Genomic DNA, 19,185 nt, shown 5'->3' with positions numbered 1-19,185 from the left:
AGGGTGTGCGGCGAACGAGTGCGGTGCGTCCCGGGTACCCTCGCGGCGGCCGCGCGCCCCGTCCGTTCAGGAGGTAGGACATGCGTACACCGCGCATCGTCATCGCCGGAGCGGTGGCCCTGGTCGCCGGATCCAGCATGGCGGCCTACGGCTACACCATGGGTCCGGCACAGCAGGCCGCCGACTCCAGTGCCGCGGCGTCGTCGGCCGCGAAGCCGGAGATTCCGCCGGCCGTCAAGCCGGTGACCCCGCACGCCGCGCCGCCGACCGGCCCGACGGCCGTGCCGCCGGCCGTCAAGGCGGTGGCCAAGCCGTCCGCGAGCAAGTCGCCGAAGCCGTCCGCCACGCCCAGCGCCCCGCCGCCGGGAACGATCACGCGCGCCCAGGTGCTCTCCCGCGCGACGCTCTGGCACCCGCACACCGACCAGCGCGTCCCGTACAGCCAGCTCACCACCCACGACGGATACCGGACGGACTGCTCCGGGTACGTCTCGATGGCGCTGGCGCTCGGCAAGCCGGGCCCGATCACCGTGGGGCTGGCCTCGAGCTCGGTCTCGACGCCGATCTCCATGTCCCAGCTCCAGCCGGGCGACCTGGTGGTCGACGCGAGTGGGAACAACAACACCCGGCACGCGCTGATCTTCGTGAGGTGGACCGACAGCCACCACTCGGCGTACTGGGAGTACGAGCAGCGCGGGAGCTACGGCACCGACTACCGCACGCGCACGTACGGGCTCGTGTCAGGCAGCGAATATCACGCGTACCGCCCGAAGAAGATCCGCTGAGACGGGCCCGTCAGTCAGGGCTTGCGGCCGACCCCGGCGAGCACCCAGCCGGTCGGGTCGCGGTACGGCCGGTCCGGGCGCCACTCCGGCGCCGCGACCACGCCGGGGTCGAGCAGCTCGAAGCCGTCGAACAGCTCGGTGACCTGGGCGCGGCCGCGTAGCGTCACGGGTTCGCGCAGCTCCTCGAACGCCAAGCCGGCGGCCTCGATCTCGGCCGGCGAGAGCATCTCGAGAGTGGCGTGGCTGAGCACCAGGTGGCTGCCGGCCGCCAGCGGCTCACGGAACTCACCCACGATCCGCCGCGGATCGTCCGCGTCGGACACGAGCTGGAGCATGTACGTCATCATCAAGGCGACCGGCCGATCGAAGTCGATCATCCCGGTGACCACGGGATCGGCGAGGATCGTGCCGGGTTTCGTGGCGTCGCCCCGGATGGCCGCCGCGGAGGAGTTCGCGGACAGCACCGCCTGGAAGTGGCTGACCGCCACGGGGTCGTAGTCGACGTAGACGACGGTCGCGTCCGGGCCGGCGACCTCGTGCACGTTGCCCCGGCGCGGCAGGCCGCTCCCGATCTCCAGGAACTGCCGGACGCCGAGAGCGCGGAGGTGGCGGACCGCCCGCCGTACGAACCTGGCGTTCTCCACGATCGGGCGGCCGCTCCCGGGGAGCAGGGACGCCAGTTTGTGCGCGTACGCGCGGTCGATCGCGTAGTTGTCCTTGCCACCGAGCGCGTAGTCGTGCACCCTGGCGTCGGTCGGCCGATGCGCGTCAACACCCTGTGGCAGCCAGGCCTGTTCGGTCACCCGCGCCTCCAGGGTCCCGGTAGATCAGCGTCCATCTACGCAGGAAACGCACGTCTCGCCTCTTGCGTTCCAACCGAAAAAGGCCGGTCTTTTTCGCTTTGCCAAGGTATCAGGACGCATCACACCGACGTGAGCATGTTCCCCTTTCGTTGCCGTCTTTTCAGCGTGCTCTCAGCACCACATGGCTGTCATGCGCCAGCGGCCGTGATCGCACTCGAGCTCGTACGTCCGCTCGGGACTGTCATCCGACCGGGCGCGCACCTGCCAGAGCTGGGTGTCGACGTCGTCCTGCGGACGACGGAGGGCGAGCATCTTGAGGAAGGTGATGACCTCGTAGTCGCAGTCGTCCTGGCGGAAGCCGGACGGACTGTCGCCGCGGATCTCGACCTGGACCGGGTGATCGCACGTTCGCCGCCTCATGCCATGAAGTCTATCGAACACGCGTTCGAATGTCTCGTACCGTACGCAACGGGCCGAACTATCAGGCATTCCCGTCTCGCGGGGGGCTCAAGCTTGCTTTACTTGGACTTTGCCAAGACTTGACAGTGTTTGATCTCGGATTGACCAAATAGCCGCTGGCCAGGGCTTTCATCCATTGCGCAGGGTTTCGGATGGGCCTAGTCTCCCCCCAGTGTTCGCGCTCTGCGGCCTGTAGATGGCCGTCGGTCACGCCTGTCCGGCGGACGACACGACGGGTCGTACGGCGTCTCGCGCCCCAAAAATGTGAAACCTGCTCAATGGAGGCGGTATGGCCACCACCACCCCGACAGGCGCAGTCGGCTCAGAGAACCATCTGCGCAGAGACGTCGGGTTCTGGGGACTCATGTTCGTGTCCCTGGGTTCGATCATCGGGTCAGGCTGGCTCCTCGGGGCACTGACGGCGGCGAAGCTCGCCGGCCCCGCGTCTTTGCTCTCCTGGATCCTCGCGGCGTTCATGCTGGCCGTGCTCGCGCTCGTGCACGCCGAGCTCGGCGCCGCGTATCCGATCGCCGGTGGCACCGCCCGTTTCCCGGCCTTCGTCTTCGGCCCGCTGGCCGGTTTCAGCGCGGGCTGGATGGCGTGGCTGCAGGCCGTCTCGATCGCCCCCATCGAGGTCGAGGCGACACTGTCCTACTCGGACCACATCAGCTGGGTGCACAACAACGTCACGATGCTGCACGACGACGGCACGCTGACCGGCACCGGGCTGATCATCGCGAGCGTCTTCATGCTCCTGTTCATCGTGATCAACATCGTCGGGGTCAAGCTCCTGTCGGAGTCCAACTCGATCACGGTGGTCTGGAAGACCGCGATCCCGCTGCTGACGATCGTCGTCCTGATGCTGCTGACGTTCCACTCGGGCAACTTCACGGCCGGCGGCGGGTTCATGCCGTTCGGCGCGCACGGGGTGTTCGCCGCGCTCCCGGCGGGTGTCGTCTTCGCCCTCCAGGGCTTCGAACAGGCGATCCAGATGGCCGGTGAGGCGAAGAAGCCGCAGCAGGACGTCTCCCGCGCGGTCATCACCGCGACCGCGATCGGCACCGTCGTCTACATCCTGCTGGAGATCGCCTTCATCGGCGCGCTGGACCCGAGTCACCTCGCGCACGGCTGGGCCAACCCGATCGGCAAGGGAGACTTCGGCCCGTACGCCACGCTCGCGACCGGCGCCGGCGCCGCCTGGCTGGCCTGGATGCTCTACGCGGACGCGGTGATCTCCCCGGCGGGCACCGGCCTGGTCTACACCGCGACCTCCTCCCGCCTGTCCTACGCGCTCGGCCGGGAGAAGGCGCTGCCCAAGCCGGTCGCGCAGGTCAGCAAGAAGGGCGTGCCGCTCGTCTCGATCCTCATCGCCTTCGTCGTCGGCGAGATCGCGTTCCTGCCCTTCCCGAGCTGGCAGTCGCTGGTCGGCCTGGTCACCTCGGCCACCGCGATCATGTACGCCTTCGCGCCGGTCTCGCTCCGCGCCCTGCGGCTGCGCGACCCCGACCGCCCGCGGCCGTACCGCCTGCCCGCCCCCCAGGTGCTCGCGCCGCTGGCCTTCGTCTCGGCCAACCTCATCATCTACTGGTCGAGCTTCCAGGCCGAGTGGAAGCTGGGCCTGGCGTCCGTCCTGGGCCTGATCATCTTCGCCATCACCCGGCTGACGACCCCGGCGGCCGAGCGCGCCTCGCTGAACTGGAAGGCCTCGTCCTGGGTGTGGCCGTGGTTCGTCGGCCTCCTGGTGATCGGCGCCCTGGGCCGGTACGGCGGCAACAACACGATCCCCGACTGGTGGGACATCGTGATCGTCGCCGTGTGGTCCCTGCTCGTCTTCTACGTCGCGGCGGCGCTCGCCGTGACCAGCGGCGAGGTCGACGCGGCCGTGGCGGCGGAGGAGGCCGAGCTCCAGGCGGCGCCCGACCTCAACCTCGCCGACTGACCGTTCCCTGCGACGACGACGCCCGCCGGCCCATGTACGGGGCCGGCGGGCGTTCGTCGTGCTGGGTCTCAGGACAGCAGGCGCAGCCGTACGGTCGTCGGCAGCCCGCGGAGCTTCTCGATCACGTCCGGGGTGTACTGGCTGCCGATGTCGGTGATCACATAGCCCAGCTCGCCGCGCGTACCGAGCAGCTGGCCCTCGATGTTGACGTCATGGTCGGCGAGCACGCTGTTGATCGTGGCGAGCACGCCGGGCGTGTTGCGGTGCAGGTGGGTCAGGCGGTGCACACCGGACTGCGAGGTCAGCGACACGGCCGGGAGGTTCACGCTGAGCGCGGTGTTGCCGGTGGAGACGAAGTCGTGCAGCTTGCCGGCGACGAACTGGCCGATGTCCTGCTGCGCCTCCTCCGTCGACCCGCCGATGTGCGGCGTCATGATGACGTTGGGCAGCCCGCGCAGCGCCGAGACGAACTCGTCGCCGCGCGCCTTCGGCTCGTTGGGGAACACGTCGATGGCCGCGCCGGCCAGGTGCCCGGACTCGATGTGGCGGCGCAGCGCGCCGTGGTCCACGACGAAGCCGCGCGAGAGGTTCAGGAACAGGCTGCCGGGCCGCATCCGGGCGAACTCCGCCTCGCCGAACATGTCGCTGTTGCCCGGCCGGCCGTCCACGTGGAGCGTCACGACGTCGACGGTGGCGAGCAGCTCCTCCATGCTCCCGCAGCGGCGCGCGTTGCCCAGCGTGAGCTTGTCGGAGGTGTCGTAGAAGAACACCGACATGCCGAGGGCCTCGGCGAGCACCGAGAGCTGGCTGCCGATGTTGCCGTACCCGACGATGCCGAGCCGCCGCCCGCGTACCTCGTGGCTGCCCTCGGCCGACTTGTCCCACACCCCGGCGTGCATGCCGGTGTTCTTGTCGAACAGGCGGCGGGTCAGCGCGATGATCTCGGACACGACCAGCTCGACGACGCTGCGCGTGTTGGAGAACGGCGCGTTGAAAACGGCGACGCCCCGTGTGGAGGCGGACGCCACGTCGATCTGGTTGGTGCCGATGCAGAACGCGCCGACGGCGAGCAGGTCCGTCGCCGCCGCCAGCACCGCCTCGGTCACGCTGGTCTTGGATCGGATGCCGAGCAGCTCGACGCCCGCGATGCGGGCGATCAGCTCGTCCTCGTCGAGCGCTCGCGCCACGGTCTCGACGGCGTAGCCGTTCTTCTCCAGACCGGCGACCGCGTCGGGATGAATGCCTTCCAACAGCAGCGCGCGACTGGGTGCACTAGCGGGGCTCACCTGGAGGTCCTCCTGCCGGATTTTGGTCGGTCTTCATGCTATGTGAGGCCGCCCAGGGGGCGCTCACCGCCGCGGGTCAGCAGTCCCGAGCGTACTGGGCCGGGGAGACTCCGATCGCACGGCTGAAGTCGCGGGTGAAGTGGGCCTGGTCGGCGTAGCCCAGCTCGGCGGCGAGGGCGGCCCAGTCGACGCCCGTGCCCTCGCCCGCACGGTCCGCGGCCTCCTGCATCCGGTACCGGCGGATCACCCGTTTGGGGCTCACCCCGACGTACTCGGCGAAGATCCGCTGGAGCCGCCGGGTCCCGGTGCCCAGCGCCTCGGCGAGCCCGTCCACCCGGAGCAGGCCGGGGTCGGCGGCGATGCGGTCCACGATGCCGTTGACCTCGGCGATCGTAGGGTCGGCACGGTCCGGCAGGCGGGAGCGCAGGAAGCCCTCCAGCAGCGCGACGGCCTCATCCGTCCCGGGCGTAACGATGATCTCGTCCGCGACCGTGCGCGCCTCCGGGCCGAAGATCTCCTCGACCGGTATGAACCGGCCGGTGATCGCGGAGACCGGGCCCTTCAGGAAGGGCCGGAAGCCGCCCGCCTTGAAGTTCACGCCGACGACCCGGCCCCGGCCCGCGATCGTCTCGGTGAACACGTCCCGTACGACGCCGACGACCCGGGCCCGGCCGCCGGTCGTGAAGGTCATGTTCACCGAGGGCCGCGTGATCACCTGCTGGGTGTGCGGCTCGTCTTCGGGCAGGTCCCACGTGAGGATCCACAGATAGCCGGCGACGTCCGCGAGGTCCGGCGAGGGCGGCCGGCGGTCGACGTGGAACCGCTCCCGCGCCGTACGGCGGTGGAGGATGCCGCGGCCGGTGTCCGTCACCTGATCAGTGTCGCATTTGTTCAATACAGGGGCTGGGGCGCGTATCTACGTTGGCTGCCCTGCCCCCGGAACGGAGAGAGTCATGGAACTGCGGACGCTGATGGTACGGGCCGCCGACACCGCGATCGCCGTGGTCCAGGGCGTCGGGCCCGCGACGCTGGACCGGCCCACGCCGTGCCCGTCGTACGACGTGCGCGGGCTGGCCGGCCACATGGCGGGCTGGATGACGGACCGGGCGCGGGGCGCCGCGACCAAGCAGACGGTCGAGGGCGCGCCCGACGAGAGCCGCGACGTCACCGCCTCGCCGGGCTGGGCGGACCGGTTCGCGGACGGGGTGCGCGGCGCGGCCGAGGCCTGGTCGTCGCCGGCCGCCTGGGAGGGGACGAGCAGCCTTTCCGGGGCGATGCGGATGCCCGCCGAGGTGCTCGGCGGCATGATGTTCGCGGAGCTCCTGCTGCACGGCTGGGACCTGGCCGCGGCGACCGGCCAGAAGTTCGCCCTCGACGACGACCTGGCCCGGGCGCTGTTCGACCAGGTGTCGTCGATGGCCGGCATGGCGCGGGAGTACGGGGCGTTCGGCCCGGAGGTGGAGGTCCCGGCGTCGGCTTCGTTCACCGACCGCGCACTGGGCCTCGCGGGCCGCGACCCGGGCTGGGCTCCCTAGACCTTTATTAGCAGGCCTTTGTTCTCAGGCCTTGGTGCGAGTGGCGGCCTTGCGTGCCCGGTGCTTGAACGCCTTCGCCCGGCCGTGCCCGTCGGCCTTGCGGTCCATGGACTGGCGCTTGCCCGCCGCGTAGGCGAGAGCCGCGGTCATCGCCCAGACGGCGAGGGGCATTATCGGACGGCGCGCGCGCAAAAATCCCATCGTGGTGCTCCTAGGTACGGGACCGCTCCGAGCGGGCGGTCGTGATGAACCCGGTATGCCCGGACATCGGTCACGACCAAATCTTGGCCACGTCAATTTCTCGGTCACGGCGCTCTCCGCGCGCCCGTTTCGGAGGCGGCCGGGACCCACCTGCGGAAGACGCTAGCCTCCCGTAATGATCACCGGACGAGAGGGGACGAGCCGCGTGCGCGTGGGCTTGGCGCTGAGTCAGTACGGGGCGTTCGCGAACCGCGAGGCCGTGATCGAGGTGGCACGCACCGCCGAGAGTCTCGGTTTCCACAGCCTGTGGACAGGCGATCGCCTCCTCGACCCGGTGCATCCGCGCGACCGCTATCCGGGCCGCGCGGACGGCCGGGTGCCGCCGGAGCAGACGACGTTCCTGGACCCGCTGACGGTGCTCACCGTGGCCGCCGGCGTCACCGAGCGGATCCGGCTGGGCACGAGCACGCTGAACGCCCCGTGGCACTCCCCGATCTTGCTGGCTCGCACGCTGACCAGCATCGATGTGCTGAGCGAGGGCCGCCTTTCCGTGGGCTTCGGCCTGGGCTGGTCCTCGGACGAGTACGCCGCCGCGGGCGTGCCGTGGAACGGCCGGGGCGCGCGGCTGGAGGAGATCCTCGACATGCTGGAGCAGATCTGGGGCGAGGACCCGGTCACGTACGAGGGCCCGCTGTTCGCCGTACCGGAGTCGAGGATCCAGCCGAAGCCGGTCCAGCGCCCGCACCCGCCCGTCTATCTGGGCGGCTACTCACCCGCCGCCATCGATCGCATCGGCCGCCGCGCCGACGGCTGGATGGCCCCGGGCGCGCCTGCGGGGTTCCTGACCGCGACGTGGGAGAAGATACGCCGCGCGGCCGAGAAGGCGGACCGCGACCCGGACGCGCTGAAGATGGTCGTCCGGATGAACCCCCGGGTCACGCCGGAGCCGGTCAAGGCGGACGAAGTGCCGTTCGCGGGCACGGTCGACCAACTGGCGGAGTACGCCCACGAGGTCACCGAGGCCGGCGCCGCGGAGGTCTTCGCCGACCTGCAGCAGACCACGTCGGAGACCGGCCCCATGCTGGACCTGGCCGACCGGCTCCTGGTCGCGATCGGCACCCGCCTCTAAGCAAGCGCGGCACGGGCGAACTTCGCGAAGCGGACGGCGTCGCGTACGGCGGCGCCGCCTGTCGTTCTTCACCGTCGCGAAGCCCTCGGCGTACCGCCGCCGGCGGATCGTTTCTGGATTTCGGACGAGTCCCCTGTGAATCTGGGAGGGCGTTCACCGGTACGACCGAGAGAGGCGCCCCATGACCTCTTCCGAATCGACGCTCCGCTCCTTCGGGTACGAGCAGGAGCTCAAGAGATCGCTCAGCCTGGCCGACCTGATGATCTACGGCCTCGTCTTCATGGTGCCGATCGCGCCGTTCGCCATCTTCGGCGTGGTCTTCAACAGTGCCAAGGGCATGGTGCCGCTGACGTACGTGATCGGGCTGGTAGCGATGCTGTTCACCGCGCTCAGCTACCGCGAGATGTCGCGGGCATTCCCCATCGCCGGGTCGGTGTACTCCTACGCGGGCCGCGGCATCAACGACAAGGTCGGCTTCATGGCCGGCTGGGCGATCCTGCTCGACTACCTCCTGGTGCCCACGCTGCTGTACGTCGTGAGCGCCGCCGCCCTGACCTCGCTGCTGCCGGGCGTGCCGCAGTGGATCTGGGTCGTGGCGTTCGTCCTGGTCAACACGGTCGTCAACTACCTCGGAATCGAGTCGACGGCCCGGCTCAACCGGCTGTTCCTGTTCGGCGAGCTCGTCGTGCTCGCGCTGTTCACGGTCTTCGGCGTCGCCGCGATCGTGGCGCACAAGAACGGCGCGCACTTCTCGGTCGACCCGCTGCTCGAACCGGACCTGGTGACTCCCGGGCTGATCTTCGGGGCGCTGTCCGTCGCGGTGCTGAGCTTCCTCGGCTTCGACGGCATCTCCACGCTGTCGGAGGAGGTCAAGGACGGCGACCGCGGGCTGGTCGGCAAGGCCACGGTGCTGTCGCTGTGCGCGGTGGCGGCGCTGTTCATCATCCAGACGTACGTCGCGTGCCTGCTCGTCCCGGCCCAGACGTCGTTCGCCGACGGCGACGCGACCAACAGTGCCTTCTACGACGTGGCGCGGATCGCGAGCGGCGCCTGGCTGAAGACGACGGTCGCGGTGGCGTCGGCGCTGGCCGCCGGCATCGCCAACTCCCTCGTCGCGCAGGCGGCCACGTCGCGCCTGCTCTACAGCATGGCGAGGGACCGCAGGCTCCCGGCGTTCCTCGCGCACGTCCATCCCGTACGGAAGATCCCCGAGCGCGCCATCCTGTTCGTCTCGGTCCTGTCGCTGATCCTCGGGCTGACGTTCGTCGGCCAGGTCGACCTGCTGTCGTCCTTGGTGAACTTCGGCGCGCTGTTCTCGTTCTTGCTGCTGCACCTGTCGGTGTTCGTGCACTTCGTCCTGAGAAACCACAGCCGCCGCTGGCACCTGCACGTGATCGCGCCCCTGCTCGGCTTCGTGATCATCGGCTACGTCCTTCTCAACGCGGACACACGCGCCAAGGTCGGTGGCATCATCTGGCTGGCCGTCGGCGCGGCCCTGCTGGTCTTCTACCGGCTGACCGGCCGTGGCACCGAACTCTCCCTGGAGGACTGATGCACTTCAAGCGCACCGAGACCCACGCCGCCTGGGACCGTACGCTGCCGCCGCTAGCGGTGATCACGCCAGGCGAGGAGTTCACGGTCGACACCGCCGACGCGAGCGCGGGCCAGCTGACCGCCGCCTCGGTGTCCGCGGACGTCCCCGGCCTGGACTTCACACAGGTCAACCCGGTCACCGGTCCGTTCGCGATCGAAGGCGCCCGCCCCGGAGACGCGCTGGTCATCGACATCCTGGACGTGTCGGTGGCCTCGTGGGGCTGGACGGCGAACATCCCGGGCTTCGGCCTGCTCGCCGAGGACTTCCCGGACCCGCACCTGCGCGTCTCCTCGATCGCGGACGGCCGCGCCGAACTGCTACCGGGCGTATTCGTGCCGGTGGTCCCGATGATCGGCACGATCGGCGTGGCACCCCCTGAGCCGGGCCCGCACCCGATGGTCCCGCCGAGCCGCTGGGGCGGAAACATGGACATCCGCCATGTCGGCCCGGGTGCGCGTCTCGTACTGCCGGTCGGCGTCGAGGGCGCGTTGCTGTCGCTGGGCGACGCCCACGCCGCGATGGGCGACGGCGAGGTCGCCGGCACGGGCGTGGAAACGGAGTCGACCGTACGCCTGAGGGTGACGGTCCTTCAGGACGCGGCCCCGGTAACGCCGATCGTGGAGACCGACGCCCGTACGCAGCGGACGGGCGCGGCCTTGGCGACGACGGGCGTCGGCCCAGACCTGATGGCCGCCGCCGTCGAGGCGACCCGGGCCCTGGTGGGGGAGATCTCCCGCCGTACGGGCCTGCCCGCGGAAGACGCGTATCTGCTGGCCAGCGTCGCCGCCGACCTGAAGATCTCCGAGGTCGTCGACATGCCCAACTGGGTGGTCTCGGCGCACCTGGCGCTGTCCTATTTCGACTGACCTATCCGGACCAGGATCGCCGAGGTGCGTGCCCCACATTTGTGGAGTCACGCGCCCTGACGGTGGCTGCCGGTCATGTGCCGCGCTAGTCGGCCGTCTGGAGAAGTTCGGCCGCGCGTGTTCCCACGACTTCCGCATTCTCCACGGTGTTCACCTGCGCCCCGACCTGGCCGAACACTTGCTGGGCCTCTTCGTAGACGCGTTGTTGCGCGTTGGTCTTTGGAGACGCCACGACCACTTCGAGATCAACGCCGCGGTCGATGCCGCAGGCGCGGCTCTGCGCATCGACGATACGGGCGTCATCGGTGCCCGCACGAAGACGCCCGAGCGCATAACCCCAGGCCTTGACCTCAGTGGAGATCTCATCAGGGGTGGTCCGCTGAAATGACCACCCTTGGGTCAACTGCACGATACGACCATTACCAATAGCGAAGTCAATCAGTGTGTGCACATGGCCGCCCACATAAAGCTCTGGCTTCTCGCGCAAGAACTGCCGCCCTATGCTGGCATTTCGATAGACATCGCGCAATTCCGCCAGCACGCGGGTTTTGGTCATCTGGCTACGAGGCTCGGACACGGGGTCGATGATCATCTGTTGGAACAGGAAGTCGAGAGCCTGTTCCGCGTTGTCCGCGATAACCGGTGTTGGAGGTGTCAGCTGCACAACATTGCGGTGGTCGTGATGGAGGGCTTTCAGCCAGGATTCTGACAATCCCGATTCGCCGGAGGTTTCGGCCAGTGCCCGGTCCTCTTCGATTTGCTCACTGAGGGTGGACAAGAAATTATGCACCGCATTGCGTGTTGCGCGATCCGCGAGTTTTTGAACGTGTCTTTCACTGCTGACCTGCCGAACGGACCAATCCCCAGTGGACGGATCGCCCACGATGGCGCCGTAGTTGACAAACTCTCCAGTCCGCGGATTAGGGACACACCGGACCAAGCAGTATAGGTAGCGGCTCATTCCACCCTCAGCCCCTTCCGGTCGGCGTTCTCACCCTGGCGGCGACGGCCGGTGCCCGGACTTGCAGGAACCAGCCGAGATCCTCGAGATCCTCGTCGCTCACCAGGGCATATATGCCGACATGGCGACGCCGGTTATCGTCCTGAGTCCGATACTCCAGTCGGGGGCGGCCCTCTTCGGCTCGATTAAGGGCCAGACTCGCGTGTGCCAGGCCGGCGTGTAACGGCTTACCGGGACGGCACTCCCATCCCGCGATCTCCTCAGGGATACGGATGAGGCTGGTGGAGCAGACGGGCGCATTGATCAGGGTCCCGACTCGCGCCACGATCAACTCGATGGCGAGCGAGGCTTGTTCCCCCTGTGGGCAGGCGCTGAGACACTTGACGAAATAATCATTTCCATCACTTGCAACCGCCCGAAACGGCCCGCCCCAACTGCGTCCGGCCTCGTTGACCGGAGCGACGATGCTCAGCCCGTTGAAGTCATCTGTGCGTCGACCGGAGACGAGTCCAGTCCAATTCGTCCGGGCTACCACGCGACCCCGTCGGTATCTGCTCACTATGTGGCAGCCTAGACGATCGAGATAAGGGAAGAGGTCGTCTCTGGGCTTGAGCTTTACCCGCGCGTTCGTGCAACCGTTGGAACGATGCGCATCGTCAAGACCCGCCTACCTCACGCGAGGGTGCGTTGACCCCGACCTACTCCGAGGAGGCGCGGCGCAGGCCGCGGTCGACGAGCTCGATGAGCCACTCGAAGCTCTCGTCGACGTCGGCGGACCACTGGAAGCCGTGTGCGGACTGCAGGGTGGCGAAGCCGTGGAAGAAGCTGCGCAGCGCGCGCAGCGCATGGTCCGTTTCGTCCGGTCCGATGGAGTACGCCCGGAGTACCGCTCTGAACGAGTCCAGCGCGCGTGCCCCCTCGACCGCGAGCGGGTCGTCCGGGCCGGTCGGCTCGACGCCGATAGTGGCCGCGTACCGGCCCGGATGGGTGAGCACGAAGTCGCGGAACGCGTGGGCGGCGGCGGCGAGCGCGTCGCGGCCCGCGTATCCCTGCACGGCCGCCCCCACCGCGTCGGCCGCCTCGGTGAGGGCGAGTGTCGCGATCCGGCGGTTCAGGTCGTCCTGGCTCGCGATGTGCTTGTAGAGCGACGGCGTCCGTACGCCGACCCGTTCGGCCAGCAGGCCCATGGTCAGGTTCGCGAAGCCGACCTCGTCGGCGAGCGCCGCGCCGGCCGCGACGACCGCGGCCGGGTCGAGACCGGCCCTAGGCACGGACGGAGTCCAGGAACGACAGCATCATGGTGACCACCTGAGAGGGGAACTGGACGTGCGGGTAGTGTCCCGCACCGGCGATCATCTCAAGGCGTCCCAGGCCGTGCGGCAGCGCGGCCACGATCGCCTCGCCCTCGGTCTGCGGTGAGGCCCAGTCGGGGTCGAGGGTGCCCTCCACGATCAGCACCGGGCAACCGACGTTGCCCAGCTGGGCGCCGGCGTCCGCGGGAGTGGACCGGCCCATCCGCTGCATGACCTTCATCCGGCCCGGCTCGCGCATCATCGCCTCGATCCGATCGAGGCGCACGTCCCAGTCCGCCGGCCTCGGCCCGGGGTAGGCGATCTCCAGGTACCTCTTCCAGAGCCCGACGCTGCCGAACAGAGCAGTGCCGGACAGGCGGAACATACTGCGGCGGAAGCGGGTCACCCGCAGGTCGCGGAGCGCGATCTTCTGCTTGCGGGTGAACGGCGCCAGCTCGACCACCGCGCTGACCAGAGGCGGCGCCTTCGCCGCGGCGATCGTGGCGGCGCCGCCCGAGATGGAGTGCCCGACCAGCACCGCCGGACCGCCGCCCAGGTGGTTCAGCAGGGCGATCAGATCATCCGCGATGTCCGTACGCGTGTAGGAGGGCCACTCCGCGCTGGACTCACCACACCCGCGCAGGTCCACGGCGGCGACCCGGTATCCGGCCGCCACCAGTTCCGGCACGACGAAGCGGTACGCCTCGCGGCTGTCGCCCATGCCGTGAGCGAGCACGACGAGCGGCCCGGACTCACCGGTCACCTCGTACGCGAGTGTCCCGCCGTCGACGGTCAGGTATTCGGTCATGACAACCTCCGTTGGCTAATATCGTTAGCTTTAAGCTAATGGTGTTAGTTAACACTGTCAAGGCCGGATGCCGCGAACTGTGTTGGACCACGCCGCGTGCGCGGAGGGTGGTGTGCTCCTTGACGCTTCGCGGCCACCTGCCGGACGGTCCAGCCCCGCTCGTACAGGCGTACGGCGTCCTCGACCACGACCGGGTCCTATTCGGCGGGGGCGAGCAGAGTACGGACATGGGCCAGGCGGTAGTGGCGATGACCGCCGGGGGTGAGCATCGGGGTGAGCCGTCCCTCGCGCGCCCAGCACGCACAACTGGACCGGGTGGCCGCGCTGGCCGGGAACCTGCCGACGCCGGACCGGCCGGAGCACCACTACCGCTACGACCCGGCCAAGGCCGACGCCTACACCGCCACGACGCTGGCCTGGCTGGGGGACCCGGAGGCCGAGCTGTACGCCCGGGAGATCCTCGCGCGGTTGGAGACACCGGTCAACGGCCGCCGACGGGCGCGGAGATCGCGTCCGCCAGGCTGGACCTGTCTCTCGCTCTGGTCGCCGCCGGCCGGCCCGAGGAGGCGGTGCAAGAGACGCTTGCGGCCGTTACGAGCGGCGTGCTCGTGCCGTCGAACCACTGGCGCGCCGGAGAGGTGATCGACGCCGTCGCGCACGTGCCCGAAGCGGCCGAGTTGCGCGAGGCGTACCGGGAACTCCGCGGGCGTTAGACGTCGGTCAGGCGGCGGGCGGCGGTTTCCCGGAGGCGGTAGCGCTGGATCTTTCCGCTGTTCGTCTTCGGCAGGGCCTCGACGAACTCCACCACGCGCGGGTACTTGTACGGGGCGATCGCGGCCTTGGTGAACTCCTGCAGCTCCACCGCCTTCACAGCAGACGCCGGCACCCCCTCGCGCAAGACCACGAACGCCTGGACGATCGAGCCGCGCTGGGCGTCCGGGGCCGCGACCACCGCCGTCTCCAGTACGTCCGGATGGCCCAGCAGCGCCTGCTCCACCTCCGGGCCCGCGATGTTGTACCCCGCAGAGATGATCATGTCGTCGCTGCGGGCCTGGAACCAGAAGTAACCGTCGGCGTCGCGGATGTACGTGTCGCCGGTGATGTTCCAGCCGCCCTGAACGTAGATCTCCTGGCGGTCGCCGGACAGATAGCGGCAGCCCGTCGGGCCGGTGACCGCGAGCCGGCCCGGCACACCGTCCGGCACGGGCAGGCCTGCCTCGTCCAGCACCGCCGCGCGGTATCCGGGGACGACCCGGCCCGTCGCGCCCGGGCGGATGTCGTCGTCGGCGGCCGAGATGAACACGTGCAGCATCTCCGTGCCGCCGATTCCGTCGATGATGCGGATCCCGGTGGCCTGGTGGAACGACTCCCACACCGTACGAGGCAGGTGTTCACCGGCGGAGACGCATCGCCGCAACCCCCGCAGCGAGGACGCCTTGCCCGCCGCCAGCATCGCGCGGTACGCGGTGGGGGCGGTGAACAGCACGGTCACGCCGAAAGAGGCGATCGCGTCGGCCAGTTCCCCGGCGGGGGCGCGCTCCAGCAGCAGTGACGACGCGCCCACCCGGAGCGGGAAGACCACGAGGCCGCCCAGGCCGAACGTGAAACCGATCGGCGGCGTGCCGGTGAAGACGTCGTCCGGTGAAGGCCGGACCACGTACTTGGCGAAGGTGTCGGCGTTGGCCAGCACGTCACGGTGGAAGTGCATCGTGGCCTTCGGCCGGCCGGTGGTGCCGGAGGTCGGGGCGAGCAGCGCCACGTCGTCGGCGGCCGTCGCCACGGCGGGAAACGGCTCGGGCCTCGCCGGGCGCGAGTCCAGATCTCCGTACGTCAGCAGGGGCAGCGAGGGCGCCGCCTTCACCAGGTCCTCGGTGTAGCGGTGATCGCACACGGCCAGGTTCGGGGCGGTGATCTCTACCAGGGTGGCGATCTCCACCGGCCGCAGCAGGGGCATGGTCGTCACAACGACTCCGCCGGCCTTCAGCACGGCCAGCCACGACGCCACCAGCCATGGGTTGTTCGGCCCGCGGAGCAGCACGCGGTTCCCCGGCACCAGGCCGTGGTCCTCGACCAGGGTCCAGGCCAGCCGGTCCACCCGCCGCAGCAGGTCGCCGTACGTCCAGGTCTCCGTCGGCGTGCGCAGGCACGGGCGATCCGGGCCGAGGCGGCGCACGGTCGCGTCCAGGAGTTCCTCGGCGCAGTTCAGACGCTCGGGGTACGCGAGTTCCGGCAGGTCGAAGTGCAGATCCGGCCACCGGTCCAGGGGAGGAAGGCGATCACGGCAGAAGGTGTCGACGTGCGCCGATGGGGACAGCGGCATCGCGAGCATCTCTTTCCTGGAATGCACAGACTTCCGGAATGTCCGACGATGCGTACCAGTATTCACTTTCTCTGACGACAGTCAATAGGCCGCAATATGCGGCGTAATCTGCGACGACGCGACCGAGCAGCGCCCGCGAAGGTCAAAGCGCCTCGAACCACTTCCGCGCGTCGCCCCCGGCCCCGAGCGCGACCATCAGGGCGACGCGGACCTTCGGCGCGGCGAGGCCACGCGCGCCGATCGCGCCCACCGAGGCCGCCAGCCCGTACGCCCCAGAGCGCATCTCCTCCAGCGCGACCTCGCGCGTACGGCACCGGGACGCGATGACCACCGGGATGCCCCAGCCCGTCAGTTCGCTGATCGCCGTGAACAGGCTCACCGGCACGTTGCCCGTCCCCGTGCCCTCCAGTACGACGCCGCGCGCCCCGGCGTCCACGACCGCCGTCAGCAGCGTGCCGTCCATGCCCGGATAGGTCTTGATGAGAGCGACGTCGGACTCGGGCTCGCCCGGCGGCGAAGGCGGCCGGGGCGGCGGTGCCACGGTCAGCGTCTCCACCCGGCCGTACGCGCCGTGCCAGGGCCAGCATGGTCGACGGCGAGATGTCCCAGCTCGGCTCCGCGTCGACGTCCTCGGCCGTCACGTCGGTGGAGAGCCGGAGGCCGTCCAGCAGCTCCGCGCCGGAGGCGATCGCGGGCCGCCCGTCACGCCGCGTGTAGGCGATCGTGTCCTTGGTCGCCAGCAGCAGAACGGTCATGACCTCGAATATAACCCTGCTAGGCCCCCATAAATAACCCTAAGAGCGCCAGCGGGCGTGGGCCGTCCCCAAGGCCCCCCGGCGGATCAGGTCCAGGCGGGGCCGGGGCCCGTCCGTACGGCCGCCCTGCGGCGGGCGGCTGCCGGCCGCGTACGGGGCCGGCCAGCGGACCCCCGCGTACCTCTGCTCCGCCGCCGCGTGCAGCGTCCACTGCGGGTCGTACAGGTGCGTACGGCCCAGCGCGCACAGGTCCGCGCGGCCCGCCAGGATGACGGAGTTCACGTCGTCATAGGAGGAGATCGCGCCGACCGCGATCACCGCGACGCCGTACTTGAGGCCGATCTCGTTACGGATCCGGTCGGCGTACGGTGTCTGGTAACTGCGCCCGAACGCCGGGGTCTCCTCGCTGACGACCTGCCCGGTCGAGACGTCGATGCCGTTCGCGCCGTGCTCGGCGAAGGCGCGCGCGATCTCCACGGAGTCCTCCGCGCCGATGCCGCCCTCGTGCCAGTCGGTGGCCGAGATGCGTACGGTCAACGGCCCGGGCCAGACCGCGCGTACGGCGTCGAAGACCTCCAGCGGATAGCGGAGCCGGGCGGCGAGCGAGCCGCCGTACGCGTCCGTGCGCCGGTTCGTCAGCGGCGACAGGAACGACGACAGCAGGTACCCATGGGCGCAGTGGAGTTCGAGCAGGTCGAAGCCGGCCCGTACGCCGGCCCGCGCCGAGGCGACGAACTGCTCCCTGATCGCGCGAAGCGAGGCGAGGTCCAGCTCGCGCGGCGTCTGGTTCGCCGCCGCGTACGGGATCGGCGACGGGCCGCAGACCTCCCAGTTGCCCGACGGCAGCGGCCGGTCGATGCCCTCCCACATGAGCCGCGTCGACCCCTTGCGCCCGGAATGCCCGAGCTGCAGGCCGATCTTGGCATCCGTCCGGTCGTGCACGAACTCCACGATCCGCCGCCAGGAGGACTCGTGCTCGGCGGTGTACATGCCCGTACATCCCGGCGTGATCCGCCCTTCCGGCGACACGCACACCATCTCGGTCATCACCAGCCCGGCGCCGCCGAGCGCCTTGCCGCCCAGGTGCACGAGGTGGAAGTCGCCGGGCACGCCGTCGCGCGCGGAGTACATGTCCATCGGCGAGACGATCACGCGGTTGGCCAGCTCCAGGCCGCCCAGCCGGAACGGCTGGAACATCGGCGGCCGCACCTCCCCGCCGGCCGCGAACCAGCGGTCGATGTCCGCGACGAACTCCGGGTCGCGGACGCGCAGGTTGTCGTAGGTGACGCGGCGGCTGCGCGTGACGATGTTGAACGCGAACTGGTGCGGATCCTGCCCGGTGTACTGGCCGATGTTCTCGAACCACTCCAGGCTCGCCTGGGCCGCCCGCTGTGTCGAGGCGACCACGGGCCGCCGCTCCTCCTCGTACGCCGTCAGCGCCTCGTCCACCCCGGGCCGCTCGTGCAGGCACGCGGCCAGCGCGAGCGCGTCCTCCATGGCCAGCTTCGTGCCCGAGCCGATGGAGAAGTGCGCGGTGTGGGCGGCGTCCCCGAGCAGGACGACGTTGCCGTGGTGCCAGTTCTCGCAGCGTACGGTCGTGAAGCTCGTCCAGCGGGAGTTGTTGGCGAACACCCGGTGCCCGCCGAGCACCTCCGCGCACAGCGAGCGGATCAGCTCGATGGAGGGCTCGTCGCTCTCGCCCGGCGCCAGGCCCTCGGCGGCGCGGAAGCCGGCCCGCCGCCAGACGTCCTCGTGCAGCTCCAGGATGAAGGTGCTCGCGTCGCGCCCGTACGGGTAGCCGTGGATCTGCATGACCCCGGCGGGAGTGTCGAGGATGTGGAACGTGAAGGCGTCGAAGACCAGGTCCGTGCCCAGCCAGATGTACTTGCAGCGCCGCGTCTCCAGGCGGGGCCCGAAGGTCTCGGCGAACCTCGTCCGCAGGCCCGAGTTGACCCCGTCGGCGGCGACCACCAGGTCGTACGCGGAGGAGAGCCGCGCGACGTCGGGCGCCTCGGCGCGGAAGTGGACGCTCACGCCGAGCGCGGCGCACCGCGCCTGGAGGATGCCCAGCAGCCGCTTGCGGCTCATCGCGGCGAACCCGTGGCCGCCGGAGGTGAGCACGGTGTCCCGGTAGTGCACGTCGATGTCGTCCCAGCGGGCGAACTCCCGCTGCATGGCCTGGTAGATCTCCGTGTCGGCGTGCTCGATGCCGCCGAGTGTCTCGTCGGAGAAGACCACGCCGAAACCGAAGGTGTCGTCGGGCGCGTTGCGCTCCCAGACGGTGACCTCGTGCCGGGGGTCGAGCCGCTTGGTCAGGGCCGCGAAGTAGAGCCCGCCGGGGCCGCCGCCGACGATCGCGATGCGCACGCCGCCCACCTCCTACCGCGTCGAGCGTATGTCGCAATTTGTACGGTCGTCAACAAGACGATATGGCGAACCGTTGACGGCCGTA

18 protein-coding genes are annotated in these 19,185 nt (G+C 69.6%); 7 read left to right on the top strand and 11 right to left on the bottom strand.

The features are described from left to right. Positions 1 to 80 precede the first annotated feature (80 nt). Entirely contained in the window at positions 81 to 785 is a 705-nt protein-coding gene (locus QWU11_RS03365; RefSeq protein ID WP_290103495.1) for a hypothetical protein, read from the top strand. 14 nt (positions 786 to 799) lie between these two features. Here the strand turns inward: QWU11_RS03365 and QWU11_RS03360 are convergent, their stop codons facing one another. Further along, positions 800 to 1,588: an SAM-dependent methyltransferase gene (locus QWU11_RS03360; RefSeq protein WP_290103494.1), complete on the bottom strand. Its 789-nt coding sequence runs from the start codon at positions 1,586 to 1,588 to the stop codon at positions 800 to 802. 171 nt (positions 1,589 to 1,759) lie between these two features. Then, positions 1,760 to 2,008 carry a hypothetical protein gene (locus QWU11_RS03355; RefSeq protein WP_290103493.1) on the bottom strand — a complete coding sequence of 83 codons (249 nt, stop codon included), beginning with the start codon at positions 2,006 to 2,008 and terminating at the stop codon, positions 1,760 to 1,762. 328 nt (positions 2,009 to 2,336) lie between these two features. On the opposite strand from QWU11_RS03355, the gene QWU11_RS03350 reads away from it, so the two are divergent. Further along, complete coding sequence (locus QWU11_RS03350; RefSeq protein ID WP_290103492.1) at positions 2,337 to 3,986, top strand: APC family permease; 1,650 nt, start codon at positions 2,337 to 2,339, stop codon at positions 3,984 to 3,986. 68 nt (positions 3,987 to 4,054) lie between these two features. On the opposite strand, the gene serA is transcribed toward QWU11_RS03350, so the two are convergent. Together serA and QWU11_RS03340 are read right to left on the bottom strand one after the other, a co-directional pair. Beyond that, positions 4,055 to 5,272 carry a phosphoglycerate dehydrogenase gene (serA, locus tag QWU11_RS03345; RefSeq protein WP_290103491.1) on the bottom strand — a complete coding sequence of 406 codons (1,218 nt, stop codon included), beginning with the start codon at positions 5,270 to 5,272 and terminating at the stop codon, positions 4,055 to 4,057. Positions 5,273 to 5,348: 76 nt separating this feature from the next. After that, a complete protein-coding gene (locus QWU11_RS03340) occupies positions 5,349 to 6,143 on the bottom strand; it encodes a helix-turn-helix domain-containing protein (protein WP_290103490.1) in 795 nt (264 codons plus the stop codon). Positions 6,144 to 6,225: 82 nt separating this feature from the next. Here QWU11_RS03340 and QWU11_RS03335 point away from each other — a divergent pair, with 82 nt between their 5' ends. Further along, positions 6,226 to 6,807: a TIGR03086 family metal-binding protein gene (locus tag QWU11_RS03335; protein ID WP_290103489.1), complete on the top strand. Its 582-nt coding sequence runs from the start codon at positions 6,226 to 6,228 to the stop codon at positions 6,805 to 6,807. Between the two features lie 24 nt (positions 6,808 to 6,831). Here QWU11_RS03335 and QWU11_RS03330 read toward each other — a convergent pair whose 3' ends face one another. Beyond that, complete coding sequence (locus QWU11_RS03330) at positions 6,832 to 6,978, bottom strand: hypothetical protein (RefSeq protein ID WP_290103488.1); 147 nt, start codon at positions 6,976 to 6,978, stop codon at positions 6,832 to 6,834. A gap of 205 nt (positions 6,979 to 7,183) precedes the next feature. Between QWU11_RS03330 and QWU11_RS03325 the strand changes: the two genes are divergently transcribed. From QWU11_RS03325 to QWU11_RS03315, 3 genes are all read left to right on the top strand, one after another. Further along, the gene (locus tag QWU11_RS03325; protein WP_290103487.1) at positions 7,184 to 8,137 is read left to right on the top strand and encodes an LLM class F420-dependent oxidoreductase; all 954 of its coding nucleotides are present in this window, start codon (positions 7,184 to 7,186) and stop codon (positions 8,135 to 8,137) included. 181 nt (positions 8,138 to 8,318) lie between these two features. Further along, complete coding sequence (locus QWU11_RS03320; protein WP_290103486.1) at positions 8,319 to 9,689, top strand: APC family permease; 1,371 nt, start codon at positions 8,319 to 8,321, stop codon at positions 9,687 to 9,689. Then, a complete protein-coding gene (locus QWU11_RS03315) occupies positions 9,689 to 10,597 on the top strand; it encodes an acetamidase/formamidase family protein (protein ID WP_290103485.1) in 909 nt (302 codons plus the stop codon). Before QWU11_RS03320 ends, QWU11_RS03315 begins: the two co-directional genes overlap by 1 nt. An 85-nt stretch (positions 10,598 to 10,682) precedes the next feature. Here the strand turns inward: QWU11_RS03315 and QWU11_RS03310 are convergent, their stop codons facing one another. The 3 genes from QWU11_RS03310 to QWU11_RS03300 form a co-directional block, all read right to left on the bottom strand. Beyond that, on the bottom strand, positions 10,683 to 11,558 hold the full coding sequence (locus QWU11_RS03310; protein WP_290103484.1) for a DUF3037 domain-containing protein: 876 nt from the start codon (positions 11,556 to 11,558) through the stop codon (positions 10,683 to 10,685). A gap of 698 nt (positions 11,559 to 12,256) precedes the next feature. Continuing rightward, positions 12,257 to 12,829: a TetR-like C-terminal domain-containing protein gene (locus QWU11_RS03305; RefSeq protein WP_290103483.1), complete on the bottom strand. Its 573-nt coding sequence runs from the start codon at positions 12,827 to 12,829 to the stop codon at positions 12,257 to 12,259. Then, positions 12,822 to 13,658, bottom strand: a complete 837-nt coding sequence (locus tag QWU11_RS03300; protein WP_290103482.1) for an alpha/beta hydrolase — start codon at positions 13,656 to 13,658, stop codon at positions 12,822 to 12,824. The genes QWU11_RS03305 and QWU11_RS03300 overlap by 8 nt, the downstream gene beginning before the upstream one ends. Positions 13,659 to 13,919: 261 nt before the next feature. On the opposite strand from QWU11_RS03300, the gene QWU11_RS03295 reads away from it, so the two are divergent. Continuing rightward, positions 13,920 to 14,300 carry a hypothetical protein gene (locus QWU11_RS03295; RefSeq protein ID WP_290103481.1) on the top strand — a complete coding sequence of 127 codons (381 nt, stop codon included), beginning with the start codon at positions 13,920 to 13,922 and terminating at the stop codon, positions 14,298 to 14,300. 67 nt (positions 14,301 to 14,367) lie between these two features. Here the strand turns inward: QWU11_RS03295 and QWU11_RS03290 are convergent, their stop codons facing one another. The 3 genes from QWU11_RS03290 to QWU11_RS03280 form a co-directional block, all read right to left on the bottom strand. Next, the gene (locus tag QWU11_RS03290; protein ID WP_290103480.1) at positions 14,368 to 15,978 is read right to left on the bottom strand and encodes an AMP-binding protein; all 1,611 of its coding nucleotides are present in this window, start codon (positions 15,976 to 15,978) and stop codon (positions 14,368 to 14,370) included. A 142-nt stretch (positions 15,979 to 16,120) separates the two neighbouring features. Then, the gene (locus QWU11_RS03285; protein WP_290103479.1) at positions 16,121 to 16,519 is read right to left on the bottom strand and encodes a hypothetical protein; all 399 of its coding nucleotides are present in this window, start codon (positions 16,517 to 16,519) and stop codon (positions 16,121 to 16,123) included. Positions 16,520 to 16,772: 253 nt separating this feature from the next. Then, positions 16,773 to 19,100, bottom strand: a complete 2,328-nt coding sequence (locus tag QWU11_RS03280) for a bifunctional salicylyl-CoA 5-hydroxylase/oxidoreductase (protein WP_290103478.1) — start codon at positions 19,098 to 19,100, stop codon at positions 16,773 to 16,775. Positions 19,101 to 19,185: the final 85 nt, after the last annotated feature.

Source organism: Actinomadura sp. DC4, from assembly GCF_030406325.1.
Classification (GTDB): Bacteria; Actinomycetota; Actinomycetes; order Streptosporangiales; family Streptosporangiaceae; genus Actinoallomurus.
This window is presented reverse-complemented; position numbering and strand designations above follow the sequence as displayed.